Source organism: Collinsella sp. AM33-4BH (assembly GCF_003469205.1).
Lineage (GTDB): Bacteria > Actinomycetota > Coriobacteriia > Coriobacteriales > Coriobacteriaceae > Collinsella.
Genome location: NZ_QSIN01000005.1, coordinates 139,148 through 154,942, shown reverse-complemented (window position 1 = coordinate 154,942; position 15,795 = coordinate 139,148). Strand labels below are relative to the sequence as shown.

Annotated in this window: 13 protein-coding genes; 1 reads left to right on the top strand and 12 read right to left on the bottom strand. The window is 61.9% G+C overall.

The features are described 5' to 3' along the window. Window positions 1-105: 105 nt before the first annotated feature. From DW821_RS05435 to DW821_RS05425, 3 genes are all read right to left on the bottom strand, one after another. Window positions 106-1,116 (bottom strand): LacI family DNA-binding transcriptional regulator, encoded by a 1,011-nt coding sequence (locus tag DW821_RS05435; RefSeq protein WP_118065960.1) that lies wholly within the window; start codon window positions 1,114-1,116, stop codon window positions 106-108. Between the two features lie 219 nt (window positions 1,117-1,335). Further along, entirely contained in the window at window positions 1,336-2,310 is a 975-nt protein-coding gene (locus DW821_RS05430) for a nucleoside hydrolase (RefSeq protein WP_118065958.1), read from the bottom strand. A 4-nt stretch (window positions 2,311-2,314) separates the two neighbouring features. Next, window positions 2,315-3,310, bottom strand: a complete 996-nt coding sequence (locus DW821_RS05425) for a ribokinase (protein WP_118065956.1) — start codon at window positions 3,308-3,310, stop codon at window positions 2,315-2,317. Window positions 3,311-3,497: 187 nt separating this feature from the next. Here DW821_RS05425 and DW821_RS05420 point away from each other — a divergent pair, with 187 nt between their 5' ends. Then, window positions 3,498-5,714, top strand: a complete 2,217-nt coding sequence (locus DW821_RS05420; RefSeq protein ID WP_118065954.1) for an acyltransferase family protein — start codon at window positions 3,498-3,500, stop codon at window positions 5,712-5,714. 545 nt (window positions 5,715-6,259) lie between these two features. Here DW821_RS05420 and DW821_RS05415 read toward each other — a convergent pair. The 9 genes from DW821_RS05415 to DW821_RS10240 all read right to left on the bottom strand — a co-directional run bounded on the left by DW821_RS05415 (window position 6,260) and on the right by DW821_RS10240 (window position 15,788). Beyond that, on the bottom strand, window positions 6,260-7,456 hold the full coding sequence (locus DW821_RS05415) for an Nramp family divalent metal transporter (RefSeq protein WP_117769790.1): 1,197 nt from the start codon (window positions 7,454-7,456) through the stop codon (window positions 6,260-6,262). Window positions 7,457-7,530: 74 nt separating this feature from the next. Next, on the bottom strand, window positions 7,531-9,375 hold the full coding sequence (locus DW821_RS05410; RefSeq protein ID WP_118065952.1) for a magnesium transporter: 1,845 nt from the start codon (window positions 9,373-9,375) through the stop codon (window positions 7,531-7,533). A 330-nt stretch (window positions 9,376-9,705) separates the two neighbouring features. Then, window positions 9,706-11,112, bottom strand: coding sequence for a polysaccharide deacetylase family protein (locus DW821_RS05400; RefSeq protein WP_233553002.1), 1,407 nt, complete (start codon window positions 11,110-11,112; stop codon window positions 9,706-9,708). A 72-nt stretch (window positions 11,113-11,184) separates the two neighbouring features. After that, a complete protein-coding gene (locus tag DW821_RS05395) occupies window positions 11,185-11,940 on the bottom strand; it encodes a PRC-barrel domain containing protein (RefSeq protein ID WP_118065948.1) in 756 nt (251 codons plus the stop codon). Then, window positions 11,940-12,317: a YtxH domain-containing protein gene (locus DW821_RS05390; protein ID WP_118065992.1), complete on the bottom strand. Its 378-nt coding sequence runs from the start codon at window positions 12,315-12,317 to the stop codon at window positions 11,940-11,942. The genes DW821_RS05395 and DW821_RS05390 overlap by 1 nt, the downstream gene beginning before the upstream one ends. 136 nt (window positions 12,318-12,453) lie before the next feature. Next, the gene (locus DW821_RS10305) at window positions 12,454-13,287 is read right to left on the bottom strand and encodes a hypothetical protein (RefSeq protein WP_233504106.1); all 834 of its coding nucleotides are present in this window, start codon (window positions 13,285-13,287) and stop codon (window positions 12,454-12,456) included. Window positions 13,288-13,311: 24 nt separating this feature from the next. Next, the gene (locus DW821_RS05380; protein ID WP_118065946.1) at window positions 13,312-14,685 is read right to left on the bottom strand and encodes a hemolysin family protein; all 1,374 of its coding nucleotides are present in this window, start codon (window positions 14,683-14,685) and stop codon (window positions 13,312-13,314) included. A gap of 110 nt (window positions 14,686-14,795) precedes the next feature. Then, complete coding sequence (locus tag DW821_RS05375) at window positions 14,796-15,479, bottom strand: hemolysin III family protein (protein ID WP_199584290.1); 684 nt, start codon at window positions 15,477-15,479, stop codon at window positions 14,796-14,798. 90 nt (window positions 15,480-15,569) lie between these two features. Then, the gene (locus DW821_RS10240) at window positions 15,570-15,788 is read right to left on the bottom strand and encodes a hypothetical protein (protein ID WP_199584287.1); all 219 of its coding nucleotides are present in this window, start codon (window positions 15,786-15,788) and stop codon (window positions 15,570-15,572) included. Window positions 15,789-15,795: the final 7 nt, after the last annotated feature.

Here is a 15,795-nt window from a genome sequence, read left to right as displayed (position 1 = left end):
CATACAAGGGGAACAAAAAGAGGGCCCCGAAGGACCCCCTCTTTGAACGACGTTATGCGTGCCGCCCCGCGCATCTTGGCACGGCGCGTGCGATGCCGCTTTCGCCTAGAGCTCGCGCACGCTCTGGCGCTCGACAAAATAGGTCGATACGGCTGTCTTGCAGGTGTAGCTCTTGGGATTGCGGATGTTGCCCACCAGACGGCGCACCGCGATCTCGCCCACCTCGTGCTTGGGAACGTGCACCGTGGTGAGCGGCGGGTTGGAGAAAGCGCCCAAAGATAGGTCGTCAAAGCCGATGATCGAAACATCCTCGGGCACGCGTATGCCGTGCTCGTTCAGGGCGCGCATAGCGCCCACGGCGAGCACGTCGTTCTCGGCAAAGAAGGCCGTCGGCAAGTCATCGCGCGAGACGCCGTCGAGCCACGCGCCCATGTCGCGATAAGCACCCTCGAGCGTGGTGCCCAGCGTGACGTGCCAGGTCGGGTTGGCCTCGAGGTCCGCATCCTCAAGCGCTTGGCGATAGCCGCGCTCACGATCTTTAAAGTTGCGAATGCGAAGGTCGCCTGCCAGGTAGCCGATTTGTCTGTGGCCCTTCTCGATAAGGTAGTCCACGGCACGCAGCACCGAATCGGTGTTAGCAATGACCACGGCATCGAAGTACTGGCGATCGCTCCAACCGTCGAGCACGATCAGGTGGGCGGCAGCGTTGGCGAACAGGGCGTAGTCTTCCTCGCCCAGCTCGGTGCCCATCAGCACGATAGCAGCAGACGGATCGGCGATCAGGCCCTCGACCTGCGGGCGCACGGCGTCCAGGTCGCTAAAGTCGAGTGTGACAAAGCTCGTGCTCATGCCGTGACGACGCGCCTGGCGCTCCACGCCCTCGATGACCGCGGGATGGAAGGTGCTCTCGTCCAGGATGGCGCCCGTCTTGCGCGCAAGTACAAACTGGATGCTCTCGAGCTGCGTCGACTGCTGATAGCCGAGCGACTGCGCACACTCCAGGATGACCTTGGCGGTCTCCTCGCTCACGCTGCGCTTGCGGTTGAGCGCGTTGGACACGGTTGCGGGCGAAAAACCGGTGATGCGGCTGATCTCGCGAACACTTGCTTTGGCCATTGGTCCCCCTAGCGGCGGCCGTGGTGGAGCATCGCGACTCGATGGCTCGGCAACTAAACGGCCGCAAATTCAAACTAAACATAATAGTAAATGTTTATGAGCTAGTTTAGCCTGTTGTCAAGCGAAGTGGCACGACTATTCCCCCAACGGGCGCATTTGCTCGGTAGCTAAAAAAGCCCCGTCCCAAATTGACTACATGGGGCGGGGTGCAGGAATCGTTTAACCTAGGACGCGGGCCATGCGCGCCTTAAACTCGGACAGGAAGCGCGGGGCGTCAACGGTCAGCGCCACAAGCGCGCTCTTGTCGGGATCGGACAGGCGGTGCTCGTCGCAGATGGTGCGGCCACGGTACTCGCCCAGCAGGTCGACACGCAGATTGCAGCCGAGCGCACCCACGAGCGTGGGGTCGATCGCCACGGCAACGGCCAGGGGATCGTGCAGTGCGCAACCACCCAGGTAGGGTGCGTTCATCTCGTACGAGCCAATGTAGTGCTCGACCATGCTCGCAAATGCGCAGCCCGCCATGGTGCCCGAGCCTGTCCAGCCGGCAACATCGCGGCGCGTGAGCACCACGCGATGCGTCACGTCCAGGCCCACCATGGTGAGCTTGCGGCCCGAGCGCAGCACGGCATCGGCGGCCTCGGGATCGCTTGCCATGTTGGCCTCGGCACCCGCGCTCACGTTACCGGGCACGGTCAGGGCGCCGCCCATCACCACCACGCGGCCGATAGACATCATCGCCGCCGCATCGCGCTCCAAGGCAAGTGCCAGGTTGGAGAGCGGGCCGGTCGCTACGTAGACCAGATCGGGCCCATAGGTGCGCGCGGCATCGATCAGATAATCGACCGCGGCATTGCCATCGGCCGAGGTCGCCCCCACTGGCTCGTAGGGAGACGCGGGCACGCTCGCGCCGCCGATGCCGTTCTTGCCGTGGATGAGCGTGGTGGACGCCGGTGGCGTATAGGGCTCGGTCGCCTGTAGGGGACGGTCGGCACCCAGATACACCGGCACCTCGGGACGACCCAACAGGTCGAGCACCGCCAGGCAGTTATGCGCCGACTGCTCGACGCGCACGTTGCCAAAGCACGTGGTGATGCCCACGAGCTCCACCTCGGGGCTCGCGATGGCATAGGCAAGCGCCATCGCATCGTCCACACCCATATCCAGATCAAGGATCAGCTTCTTGATTGCCATTGTTCTACTCCGCTTCTCCGTCTTGTACGTAATCGTCTAAACCAAACGCGCGCTCGACTTCGCCACGCGTGGGAATCGACTGCTGTGCACCCAAGCGCGACACCGTCACCGCCGAGGCACGGGCACCCGCGGCCATGCACTCAAAGAGCGGCAGGCCCTCCAGACGAGCCGCGGCAAGCGCACCGATAAACGTATCGCCCGCGGCCGTCGTATCGACCACCGTGCTCGAAAGCGCCGGCATGCGCAGCAGCTCGCCGTCGTCGCCGAGCGTAACCGACCCGGCACCGCCCAACGTGATGACCGCAGCTCCGGCACCCTTGGCGAGCAGGGCATTGAGCGCTGCGGCGCAGCTCGTATCATCCGCGGGCAAGATGCCCGTCAGCACCTGGCACTCGGTCTCGTTGGGACAGACCAGGTCGACCGCCGTCCAAGCCCCTGCCGGCACGTCACTTGCCGGCGCCGGGTTAAAGACCGTATAGAACCCCAGCTCGTGAGCGCAAACGAGTGCCTCGGCCGTCGCCGCCAGGTCGCATTCGCCCTGGGCGATAAAGACGCTTCCGGCAGCCGGGGCAATCTTGCTGGCGTCGCCGTCGAGTTCATCGGCCACCAGGCACCTCAGCGCGCAGGCAACGTCCTCGCCCGTAAGCGCATGGTTGGCGCCCGGCGACAGCACAATACGGTTGTCGCCACCAAAGCGAATGATGGTCGCCGTTCCCGTCTCCACGTCGTCGCGACGCGCCACAAAATCGCAGCTCACGCCAGCGTCTTGGAGCCCCGTCACGAGCGACGTGCCAAACGCGTCGCGACCGACCGCACCGATCATGCATGTGTGCGCGCCCATGCGCGCAGCCGCTACGGCCTGGTTGGCGCCTTTTCCGCCGGCGTTGGTGATAAACCCGCTGCCGCCGACGGTCTCGCCCGCACGCGGCATGCGCTCGCACGCCACCGAAAGGTCCATGTTCATGCTGCCGAACACCGCGACGATGCCGCAATCTGCCATGGAAACCTCCTCGTCCGCGGGCTCTGCACCCGCTGCCGGTCGTCGATCGTGCGCTCTCACGCCTCTATAACTTTAGTTCACTTTGATGTGGACGCGCGCTTGAGCTTGCGCCAGCAGCAAGCATTCACAGGAGCAGGCGGCTACAATAAAGGCGTGCTGATTATTCTCGTCATTTGGATGATGTTTTATGGAACAATTCCCGCGATCGAACTCGCGCAGCTCACGCCACTCGAGCGATCAACAGGCGCCGCACGAACGCTCGCGCGCCAGCCGCCAAACCTCCGAGCCGCGCCAAGCCGCAGACCCCCATCGCGCGTCTGCCAACAAGGGCGCCCACGCCAGCAGCGCCACAAAAGAGCAGGTGCCCGCGCGCCCCAAATCTCGGTATATCCCCGCCCTCGACGGTCTGCGCACGCTTGCCGTCGTCGCGGTGGTGCTCTATCACCTCAACCTCACCTGGGCGCAGGGCGGCTTGCTTGGAGTCACGATTTTCTTTGTGCTCTCGGGCTACCTGATCACGCGCCTGCTCATCAACGAAGTATCAAAGACCGGCCGCATCGACCTCAAGAGCTTCTGGATCCGCCGCATCCGTCGCCTGGTCCCCGCCGTGGTGACCGTTGTGGTTGTAACCTGTGCGCTGTGCACCGTCTTCAACCACGTGATGCTCACCAAGATGCGTCCCGACATTCTGCCGTCGCTGCTGTTCTTTAACAACTGGTGGCAGATTATGCAGGACGTTTCGTACTTCAACGCCCTGGGCGACCCCTCGCCGCTTACGCACTTTTGGTCGCTCGCCATCGAGGAACAATTCTACCTGGTTTGGCCACCGCTGCTGTTTGCCATGGTGTCCATGCATGTGAGCAAACCCAACACGCGCCGTGTGGTCCTGGGACTCGCAGCGGTATCCGCCCTTGCCATGATGGTGCTCTACAACCCTGCCGCCGACCCCAGCCGCGTGTACTACGGCACCGACACCCGCGTCTTCTCGCTGCTGCTGGGCGCCTGGATGGCCTTTATCCCCAATCGCGACCTGGCGCCGGTGCGTCTCGCTCATCGTTTGGGGCTCAATCGCCTGGCTGGCGCCGCCAAGCACGGCAAGAACGCCGAGGGCAAGCCTGGCGAGAAGGCCGACAACGCAGCCGAGACCGTCCCGGCACAGCCGAGCGCCCTCGTGCGCTTTTGGTCCTCGCCCGCATCCATCGATGTGTTGGGCGTCGTGGGTCTGGTTGGCCTTGCCGCCATGGTCGCGCTCACCAACGGCTACACCGCGTTCCAGTATCGCGGCGGCACGCTGCTATGCTCCATCCTCACGCTCATGGTCATCGCGGCCTGCGTGCAGCCCCAGGGAATGGTTGCCCGCGCACTGTCCGCCGAGCCGCTCGTGTGGGTTGGCAAGCGCTCGTACAGCATCTACCTGTGGCACTATCCGCTACTGTTGCTCATGAACCCGGTCGCCAACATCAACGATACGCCGTGGTGGCAGTACATTTTGCAGGTGTTGTTGGTGGTCGCCGTAGCCGAATGTTCATATCGCTTTATCGAGACGCCGTTTAGAAAGGGCGCCTTTGGGCGCACCGTATCCGAGTTCCGCGACGGCACCACCGCGCCCGCCAACTGGGTGCGCGCGCACGTCCCTGTCTGCGCAGCCTGCGCTGTCGTGTTGGTCGTTGCACTGGGCGGCCTGATCTTTGTGCCCGAGACGTCTGCGCTGAGCGGTGAGGGCGCCGAAGTCCTCAACAAGGAAGCCAAAAACACCGCGCCCACAGACCAACAGGCGGCCGACGACACCGACAAGGACAACGACGGCTTCCCCGATGGCTCCTACGACCTGTTGATGATCGGTGACTCCGTGTCGCTGCGCGCCGTTGATTCCTTTGACGGCGTGTTCCCGCACAGCCATATCGATGCCGAAAAGGGCCGCCAGTTTGATGCGGGCCGCGCGACATTTGAGGGCTATCTCCAACAGAACCTTGCCGGCAAGATCGTGGTCTTTGCACTGGGCACCAACGGCTTGGTAACCGACGACCAGATCGACGCCATCATGACCGATGCAGGAGATAAGCGTATTGTGGTGTTTGTGAACACGCGCAGCCCGCAGCCGTGGGTTGGCTCTACCAACCAGGCCATCGCCAACGCTGCTACGCGCTACAAGAACGTGCGCGTTATCGACTGGTACGGATACAGTGCCAATCGCAACGACCTGTTCGATGGCGATGGCACGCACCTGTCGACCACTGGCGTGACTGAGTACCTCAACTTGATCCACGATGCAGTCAAGAAGGACCTGCCCGTGCATCCCGAGGATCACGTCAACGATCCGCAGCCGGCGGCCGTCAAGTCTGCCACCGACGCGCTCGTCAATGCGCTCGCTCTCAAGCCGCACAAGCTGGGCACCGACAAGTAACCTGCAGCGCAAACTTCCCACATCCGGAGGGGGTGCCCGCCACGGCAGGCACCCCCTCCGACAGTTAGGGACGTTCCTTATGTGCCGGCACCCAGGGACACTCCTGACACAGCCGAGGAACGCCCTCCTTGCGACCAAATTCTGGGCGCCTCGCCACCCCGAACGTTGTTTCCAAGCCCACACCCGCAGCAAACAACCCAAAATCACTCTTTTCGAGCCGGCTCCAAGGGGTCGTGGACAAAAAGGGGCAAATATGAGTACTGTTACCATTTTAGTAGCAGGCAAAACCACCCAAAATGACGTCCGAGCGACCCCTACAACCCCCTAAAGCAGCCAACCTGACTGGTTTAAGACATATTGGAGCCAATTTTAATGAACATACTATCGGCTATGTCCATTATCTTCTTGGATGTAAATGCTATTCACTTAGCAACAGTACTCATATTTGGCATTTTTTGTCCACTGCCATATAACTAATGCCCTATAGCGGGCAAAAAACAGGCCGCAGTCCATCGCTGCGGCCTGTTCGGAAGCAAAAGTGGGCGCTAAGCGCTGTAACCCATCGCCTGCAGGACAAACATGACGACCGTGAGCACCGTAATCACACCGATAGTCGCCCAAGTGAGCACGTTCCACACGCGACCGTTGCGGTTAGTGCCCATAATGTGACGGTCGGCGGCGATAACCACCTGGAACACCAGAACCACGGGCAGTAGCACGCCATTGATGACCTGCGAGGTCATCATAATCTGGAACAGATCGACACCGGGCATGAGCACCAACACGGCAGAAATACCGATGATGGCCGTAATGATGCCGCGGTAAACCGGGGCCTCATCCCAGCTGCGATCGGCGCCGCGCTCCCAACCAAATGCCTCGCAGATGGCACTCGACGTAACGCCCGGCAGCACGCAGGCAGCCAAAAAGCTCGCTGCAACCAGGCCCGAGGCAAACAGCACCGTGGACCACTGACCCGCGATGGGCTCCAGCGCGCGGGCGGCATCGGCAGCATCGCTAATCTGAATACCCGCCGGGAACAGCACCGTACCGGTCGTGATGATAATAAAGCCCGCAATGATATCAGCAGCGATCGAGCCGCTCACGGTATCAATGCGCTGCAGCACGATGTCGTCCTCGCCCGCGTTCTTATCGACCACGTTGTTCTGCGCCAAGAAAATCATCCACGGCGCGATGGTGGTACCGATCGTTGCGACCACGAGCGACACGTAGCTGGGGTCATTTTGAATGTTAGGCACGACCAGGTCGACCGCGACCTCACCCCAGTTGGGGCCAGCCATAAACGCGGCGACAATATAGGTCACGAAGACGCAGCTTACCAACAGCAGAATCTTCTCGATGCGCTGGAAACTACCCGACATGGTAAGCATCCACACCAGCAGCGCCACCAACGGCACCGAGATGCTCGCCGGCACGCCAAAGAGAGCAAGGCCGCTGGCGATACCCGCAAACTCCGAAATGGTCACAGCCGTGTTGGCGATCAACAGCGCCGCCATAGCAAGTACACTCTTGCGCACGCCAAAGCGCTCGCGAATGAGCGATGCCAGGCCCTTGCCCGTGACGCAGCCGCAGCGCGCCGCGGTCTCCTGCGTCACGATGAGCAGCACGGTCATGACGGGAAGCATCCACAGCATCTTGTAGCCATAGCTGGCGCCCGCGCTGGAATACGTTGCAATGCCGCCGGCGTCATTGCCCGAAAGCGCCGCCAGCAGACCGGGACCCATAGCGCCAAAGATGGCCGCGATGGTCAACTTTTGCTTGGTGCCCGACTTTTGCTTGGTATTTTGCACGCGACCACCTAACCCATGACCGACATGGTGAGCAGCACCGCAGCGGCGCAGTACGCTACGCACGAGATCATGACGGCAATAACGTTCATGGCGGTGCCCGACGTGTTGAGGTCATGCTCGTCACGCCAGAACAGCACCATCAGGTAAATCACGGCGCTCATGTTGCCAACCAGGCAAATGATGGCAGCGATATTAAAGCACCCGGTAAAGAGTTGCTCCTCAAACATGGACGCATCGGGGAACGCAGCGGTGCGCACCAGCTGGGCGCACAGGTAGGTCACGAGTGACAGAATCAGGCCCATGCCCGTGCTCTGGAAGAAGAACCCCAGATACGGCTTGGGCTCGTCGTCGTGACCGTCATACTCCAGGAAGTAGTTCTTGACGAACGACACCATGCGCGAGGCCGCCAGCAGCACGAGCGGCATGGCGCACATGGGGAACACCACCAGATGCGCGGAGCCGAGCGCCGTTCCCAGCACGGTCGCCATGATGCACGACGCGATGCCCCATACAACAACCCAGTACTGGCGATGCACGAACCAGCTGAGCACATTCGTCGAGTCATCGGACGCGCTATCGCCCGAGCCGACACCGGCGATCTGCAGGTCCTCCTGGTGCTCCTCGGCGATAACGTCCATGGCGTCGTCGAAGGTCACGATACCCAGGATGTGGCGGTTCTCGTCACAGACGGGGATAGCTACCAGGTCATACTTGGTCATCTCATCCGTTACGTCTTCCTGGTCCTCGTCCGGCGACACATAGACCAGGTCGCGATAGGCCAGCTGACCCAGCGTGGCGTCGCGGTCGGCTACAATCAGCGTGCGCAGTGAAAGCACGCCGGTCAGCATGCCGCTCGGATCCTCGGTATAGACGTAGTAGACGCTCTCGAAGTCCTCGTCGAGCTCGCGAATCGCCTCGATGGCGTCACCGACCGTTGCCGTGGCGGGCAGGGAGACAAACTCCGAGGTCATGATGCGGCCGGCGGTGTTGTCTTCATACCCTAACAGGTTACGAATCGCCTTCTCCTCCTTGACGCCCATCAGGCGCAGGAGCTTCTCGGCCTTCTCATAATCGAGCTCGTCGATCAGGTCGGCAGCGTCATCCGGGTCCATCATGGCCAGCATCGACGATGCGTCCGTGTCGGACAGGCCCTCGAGCATCTCGGTCATGAGCTCGTCGTCATCGAACTCCGAGATGGCCTCGGCGGCCTGAGCCGTGTCGAGCTGTGCGAACACCTGCGCGCGTAGGCGCGGGTCGAGCTGCTCGATAATGTCGGCGATGTCGGCAGGGTGCAGCTCGCCGAGCGTCTTGTGCGACACCGAGAGCTGGATGTTCTTAGTCGAGCGATCGAGCAGGTCCATGTAGGACCAAGCGATGATGTCCTCACTGAGCGGCTTACCCAGGTGCTTCATAAAGCCTTCGACGATATGCTCGAGCGCGGGGCTGATGGCGCGTAGCAGACCGCGGGCACCGACCTCGGCACCCAGCAGGCGCAGCTGGTTTTCGCCCGACATGGAAAACTTGATGTCGTTTACGCGCACGACCTTCATGCCCTGCGTGTCGACGATCTGCTTGTTGAGCACGTCGCGTGCGAGCAAGAGCTCGGTCGGCTGCAGGTACGAAAAACGGATTTCGGTGGCCGACGCCTTAAGGTACACGCCCGTCTCGTCGATACGGTCGACCCATTTGCGCCAACTGATCATAAACGGCGTCTTGCCGGGTCCGCGGAACGCGAGCGACGTCACGTGCGGAAAAACTTCGCCGGTAGCAATACCAAAATCGTTGACCACGCCGAGCTTTTCGCCGTCGACGTCCAAGACCGGCAATTTGAGCATCTCACTCAGATAATTCAATGGTGCTCCCCATCATTATTCCTCCGGACGCGGCCATGCCGGCGCGCCATCCGTGGACTTTTAGATATTTATACGCATGCGCGGGCGGCACGCCGCTCGGCGCTCACACCCCGTGCATGCGCAGAAAGCACCTGCATGGGGTCATCGACTGTATGGTCGAGGTTTGGATTTCACCTGTAACCTTTCTCTTGACCCTTATTATCCGCAGTAACTATAGCATCAGCATCGCGCTGTGGCGCCAAATTTATGCGCTGCACATCGCAGGCATACCAAAGGCTGACGCATCCGTGACATAGTCATTGGGGACGTTCTTAAATGACTACCCAATAACTACTCTGCGGTGTCGTTGTCCTCGGCAAGTTGGGGGAACACGGCATCCTTGGGCATGGTGGCCTTCGTCAGCGAGGTGAGCTTTTTGCTCAGCGACGTGTCCGTCTTGACCAGGTCGCTGAGCGTCACGATCTTGTAGCCGTCGGCAATGAGGCCGTCGATAATCTGCGGCAGCGCCTCGAGCGTCTGCTCGGCGCATTCGTCTCTATCGGTGAGCAGCACGATATTGCCCGGCGTCACCGAATCGAGCACCGTCGAGACCTGCTCGTCGGCACCGTTGAGCAGCCAGTCGCCCGAGTCAATATTCCACGAGACCACGGCGGAGACCAGGTCCATCGCATCAATCCAGTTTTGCTCGTCAAAGGCAGCGTAGGGAGCACGCAGCAGCATCGTCTTCACGCCGGTCGCCGACTTAATCGCATCGGTGCCTTTCGTGATCTGCTCGCGTACCGCCTCACGGTCCTGACCCTTGAGCGAATCGTCGCTGTAGCTGTTGGATCCGATTTCGCACCCGGCATCGACAATCGCCTTGGCCGTGGCGGACGAGGCCTCGACCGCATCGCCTGAAAGGAAGAACGTCGCGGTGACGCCCTTTTCCTTGAGTACCTGCAAAATCTGCTTGGTCGCTCCGCTCGGGCCCTCATCAAACGTCAGCGCCACGTACTTTTCGTTGCCCTTGGGTGCCACGCTCGCGCACGCAACGACGCAATCGGTAGCGGGCACAACCTCGCCGCGGTCCTGCGTCTTACCCGATTGCTCGCCGACCCACACCTCCGAGCGGCCCTGGACACCCCACGTCTGCACATACTCGATAGCGCCCGTGCCCTCGACCTTGAGCTTGGGCTCGATAACCGAAGCCTGAACCTCGTGCTTCTCGTAGGTGTTACGGCCATCCTTGACCGTCACCTTCTCGCCGCCCTCAAGTTCGCGGCTTTTCCACTTACCCTGTTTTATGCGCTTGCCGTCCACCTTAACCGACAGCTTTTCGCCGCCATGGCGGGTCAGCACGCTGTCATCGACGGCCAGCAGGTCGCCTGCGTCGTAGGTGTCAGTCAACTCCTGGTCGTCGATGAGATTCTGCAGCGTAGAGCCCACGCGCACCGCGGTCTTCTGGCCGTTGAGCTCCACGTCCACGCTGCGGTTGACGTAGCCCACGACGGCAGCGATAAACAGCACGAGTGCGCAACCCACGGCGATGAGCGCATAGGGCAGACGGGACGGTCGGCGCGGCGAGCGCCCGTTGCCGATGCGCGCGCTGCGGTCGCTAAACCCGCGGCTATGGTTGAGGTACATCGCGCCGGGCTTACGGCGACGGCGGCGCTGACCGCCGGGCAGCTGCCCCAGGTCGCGGCGCGCCGTCGGACGCGCACCCGAACGCCCGTTTAAGTTGGATCCGTTTTGGCGCATGTGCCCTCCCCCATAAACACAGCAAGCCGGAGCAACAGGTCTCCGGCTTGCCTCCCATCATTTGGTACGTCGCTATTTTGTAGCTTTTGACGAGCCTCCGCTCGCCTTTTGGTATTCGTCCTTAAAGGCCTTGAACATGCCGCGCGTCTTGCCGAGCTGCTTGCCCAGCGCGCGACTGCCCTTGTCCACGGCAACCGATCCCTTGTCGTCGAGTACCATGGCGCCCTTTTTGACCTTGTCGCCCACCACGACGCTGGCCTCGGCGGCCTTGGCAGCCGCACCGCCCGAATACCCGAGCGACTTGACCTCGTCCGAAACAATCATTGCGCCGTTCTCGTAGCCGCGCAGCATCGTCGGCGGCACCTGCGTGTCACCAACCAAAACACTCGAAGCAGCACCGGCGGTCACATAGAATGCCTGCACGATGCCCGAGCGTGGCTTGAACTCAACGTCCGAGCAATAGCCCACGACGTCGCCCGATTCCGTGCGCACGTCCATACCGACCCAGATGATGCAATCGTCCAGGTTGATGTCGAGGCGCTTGGCAGCGGCGGCATCGTATGTGTCCTTGACGTCATCGACCGCAATGGCGCCCTCATAGACGCCGATGGCATCGAGCGCCACAAAGCGGTCGGGGCGCTCGATCATGCCCGCGATATCGGACTGGCGGACCATAAAGCCGACCACGCGCGTACCGCCCGGGGTAAAGACCGGAAAGTGAATCTTTCCGAGCTTTTTAGGGCTGCGCGGTGTGCCGTCCTTTTTGGTGCGTTTGTCCTCGGTAGGCTTGCGATAGATCTTGGCGCCGACAAAATCCCCGGCGCGCATTATGCCTCGGTCGAGGGCTCCGCAGCCTCGGCGGCGTTCTCGACCACGACGTCGGCGGCAGGCGTCACGTTGCCGCCCGAAATGGCGTCGTTGAGCTGCTCGCGCAGCTGGTCCATGCGCTCGCGGGCCAGGTCGACCTTGGCGCGCAGGTCGTCGGTCTTGGCGTCGACCATCGGGCCAAAGTCATTCACCGCAGCACGGGCCTCCTCGGCGCTGTGCTCGTAGGTGTCGCGCATATTGTCCCAGGCGTCGTTGGCGATATCGGCAGCCATGGCGCGGGTCTCGGCGCCCGAGCGCGGGGCCAGAGCAACACCGATAATAGCGCCGGCAGCGGCACCAAAAAGTGCGCCGGAGACAAAGCTGAAAGTCTTACCCATGATCATTCCTCTCCTGCGGGCACGTCGGTGCCCACCGTTTGAATGCTGTCCATTATACCCGCAGCGCATCACTTGCCGCTCCGCTCATCTGCGTACGGCAAAGGCGCAGGTACGTGATGGTGATAAACGCGTAGGCCTACTCCTGAGGCATAGCCGGCATGGCCACCGTGGCACCCGGGTCCTCGCCGGCGCCGTCCACGAGTGGCAGGCCGCCCTCATGCGCAGGTCCTGCCGGAACCGTCGCCGCACCGCCAAAGACGGCAGCGGAGGCCTCGTGGTTCTCGGCAACCGCGCCCTCGGTATCAATCGCCACCTGGGGCTCGTCGTCAAAGTTGGGGACGCCCTGGGGCTCGGTGGGAACGGGCTCGGCGGTCGCATCGGCAACGGGCTCGGCGTCGACCGGCACATCGCCCTCGTCAGCGCCCTCGTCCTCGGCAGCATCTTCGCCGTTCGCAGCAGCGACGGCCTCGTGAGGATCCTTGCCCTCGGCCTCGGCGCGCATGCCCAGCACCAGGTTGCGCAGGCCCGCGACCGTGCCTTCCACGTCGGGGGCAGGCTGGTCGGCGTGCAGGTACGCCCAGTCCATCATAAAGGTGGCCGACGACAGCGCACCGATGGCCAGTGCGTCGTCGGGACACGAAAGCTCGACCTCAAAGACACGCTCGTCATGCTCGCTTACGCGCGTGCGGCCGCACGAGATGCTACCGGCAAGACCGGTCTCGTTCATGAGCTCGACCGTCACGTGCTCCAGCAGGTGGCAGAGCTCGGTCTGACCCATGCAGTCCTGGAACTCGCGGCCGGAATCGCCCAGGCACAGGTGCTTGGCAATCGCCGGTACCAGGTAGTACACGCGCGCCGTGGCCTCGATGTCCTCCGAGGTCATGAGCGGCATGCCGGGGTTCACCAGCACATGCGCACAGATCTTGTCCTCGCTGACGGTGACCTTAAGGATGTTGAACAGGCCTGCCATAACTCTCCCCTACTCTTCCTTGTCCTACTCGTCGCCATCGTGCGGATCCACAGAGCCCGCACCCGACGCCGCCGGCTTCTCTGCCGAAGACTCGGAATCCTTCTTATCGGTTTCGGCCGGAGCGATCACGCGAATGAGCGAGATGCGCTGGCCACGCATCGACTGCACTTTAAACTTGTACCCCGCGACCTCAAACACCTCTCCGATGTCGGGCACCGAGTCGCAAAGCTCCAAAATCCAGCCGGCGATGGTCTCATAATCATCGCTTTCCTCGAGCGGCCAACCAAGCTCAATCGCGTCATCGCACGAAAAACGCCCATCGACGAGCCACTCGCGGCGCGAAAGGCGCGTGAGGTACTTGTTGTCGGGGTCGAACTCGTCCTCGATCTCGCCCACGATCTCCTCGACGATGTCCTCGATGGTGATGATGCCGGCCGTGCCGCCGTACTCATCCACGACGACCACGATCTGGTCGTGCGAGGTCTGCATCTCGGACAGCAGCGGCAGGATGTCCTTGGTGTCGGGCACAAAGGTGGCGTCGCGCAAAAAGCCGGCGATGGGCTGGTCGCCCTTGCCATCGAGCGCGGGCTGGATCAGGTCCTTGATGTGCGCGATGCCCGCGACGTTGTCGGGGTCCTCGTGATAGACGGGGATGCGGCTGAAGCCGGTCTGGCGCATGGTGGACAACACGTCGGCGACCGTCTCGTCGTCCTCGCACATGGTGGTGTCCACGCGCGGCACCATGACCTCGCGGGCAACGGTGTCGCCCAGGTCGAAGATCTCGTGGATCATGCGCTTTTCCTCGTCGAGCAGGTCGTCCTGCTCCGAGACCATGTACTTGATCTCTTCCTCCGAGACGTTCTGACGGTCGTCGGCACTCTTGATACGCAAGATGCGGGCCAGGCCATCGGAGCAAGCGCCAGTCAGCCACACGAGCGGACGGGCGATCTTTTGGAATACGGAGAGCGGTCCCACGACCTGCTTGGATACGCCCTCGGCGTTAGCAAGGCCGATGCGCTTGGGCACGAGCTCGCCGATCACGATGGACACAAAGGCGACGGCGACGGTGATGATGACCGGCGCCAGGCCGCGCGCGATGGCGGAGAGCGGCGCGATGCCAAAACTCATGAGCCACGTGGCGAGCGGGTCGGACAGACTCGTCGAGGCGACGGCGGACGAGGCAAAGCCCACGAGCGTGATGGCGACCTGGATGGTGGCGAGCAGCTGGTCGGAGTCGGCAGCAAGCTTAATGGCACGCTCGGCGCGCCTGTCGCCTTCCTCGGCCTCGTGCTCCAGCACGGCGCGCTTGGCCGTGGTGAGCGCCATCTCAGACATAGAGAAGTAGCCGTTGATGAGGGTCAAAACGAGGGTAGTGATAAGGGAGATGGTTATGTCCATCGGGAGTTTCTCGAACCTCCAAGATTCGGGACGTCAGGTCAAAACGTTGATGACGGATACGGCAATTGCACCGGCGCCCAAACGAGGACGCGGGCGCGCAGGCGCGGTCGCTAGATTACGAAGAGAATCACCGCCATGAACTGGAAGATGCTGCCGGCGAGCACCCACAAGTGGAAAACACTGTGCAGATAGCGCACGTTTTTGGCGATATAGAACGGCACGCCCACGGTGTAGCACACGCCGCCGACGGCGAGCAGGGCAAGCGCCACGGGGTTCAGCAGCGCCACGAGTGCGGGCAGTTTAAAGACAACGAGCCAGCCCATCAGCAGATAGACCAGGCCGCTTACCCAGTGCGGCTGGCGCTCGCGCATAAAGCACTCGAGGGCAATGCCGATAATGGCGATGGCCCATACGGCGAAGAACAGCGCAGCGCCGCCGTCGTTTGCGAGCGTGATGAGGCAAAACGGCGTATAGCTGCCGGCTATGAGCAGGTAGATGCAGCTGTGGTCGATGATGCGGAACACGCGCTTGGCGCGCGCGGGTTGAATCGCATGGTAGAGCGTGGAGGCTAGGTACTCGAGGATGATGCTGACGCCATAGACAATTGCCGCGGCCATGTGGGCCGGGCCACCGCCGCGCAGGGCAGCGAATACGATCAGGAGCACCAGGCCCGCGATACCCAGCAGACAGCCGACACCATGGGTGACGGAGTTCATGATCTCCTCGCCCACCGTGTAGTGCGGAACGGCCGCGGCCTTGGGTCGCGGCTTGGAACTGTCGCTCGAATCGGACATGCCGGTTACATCCTCCAACGTAAAGAGTTCTCAACACTATATCAAAGCGTCTGGGTGCGTGCGAAATTTGCACCATACGTGACCCTTTGTTTACCCATTCTTTGCCTGTTGACGCATCAACGGCGAACGTCCATAATGCGCTTCGTTTAATTGTTGACGTATTAACATCTTAGAGGAGAACGCTGCATGGCTCAAAACACGCACCCCCATCGAAAGCTCAAGATAGCCGGCGTTGTTGCGTTGGTGCTCGTCGTCGCGCTGCTTGGATTTGCCGGCAACTTTTTGTTTGACTTTGCCCTGAACCCCCAAGCGCCGT

Coding starts and splice junctions, on each gene's coding strand:
- DW821_RS05435 (WP_118065960.1), bottom strand. CDS start 1,116: ATGGCCAAAGCAAGTGTTCGCGAGATCAGCCGCATCACCGGTTTTTCG.
- DW821_RS05430 (WP_118065958.1), bottom strand. CDS start 2,310: ATGGCAATCAAGAAGCTGATCCTTGATCTGGATATGGGTGTGGACGAT.
- DW821_RS05425 (WP_118065956.1), bottom strand. CDS start 3,310: ATGGCAGATTGCGGCATCGTCGCGGTGTTCGGCAGCATGAACATGGAC.
- DW821_RS05420 (WP_118065954.1), top strand. CDS start 3,498: ATGGAACAATTCCCGCGATCGAACTCGCGCAGCTCACGCCACTCGAGC.
- DW821_RS05415 (WP_117769790.1), bottom strand. CDS start 7,456: ATGGGTCCCGGTCTGCTGGCGGCGCTTTCGGGCAATGACGCCGGCGGC.
- DW821_RS05400 (WP_233553002.1), bottom strand. CDS start 11,112: ATGCGCCAAAACGGATCCAACTTAAACGGGCGTTCGGGTGCGCGTCCG.
- DW821_RS05395 (WP_118065948.1), bottom strand. CDS start 11,940: ATGCGCGCCGGGGATTTTGTCGGCGCCAAGATCTATCGCAAGCCTACC.
- DW821_RS05390 (WP_118065992.1), bottom strand. CDS start 12,317: ATGGGTAAGACTTTCAGCTTTGTCTCCGGCGCACTTTTTGGTGCCGCT.
- DW821_RS10305 (WP_233504106.1), bottom strand. CDS start 13,287: ATGGCAGGCCTGTTCAACATCCTTAAGGTCACCGTCAGCGAGGACAAG.
- DW821_RS05380 (WP_118065946.1), bottom strand. CDS start 14,685: ATGGACATAACCATCTCCCTTATCACTACCCTCGTTTTGACCCTCATC.
- DW821_RS05375 (WP_199584290.1), bottom strand. CDS start 15,479: ATGTCCGATTCGAGCGACAGTTCCAAGCCGCGACCCAAGGCCGCGGCC.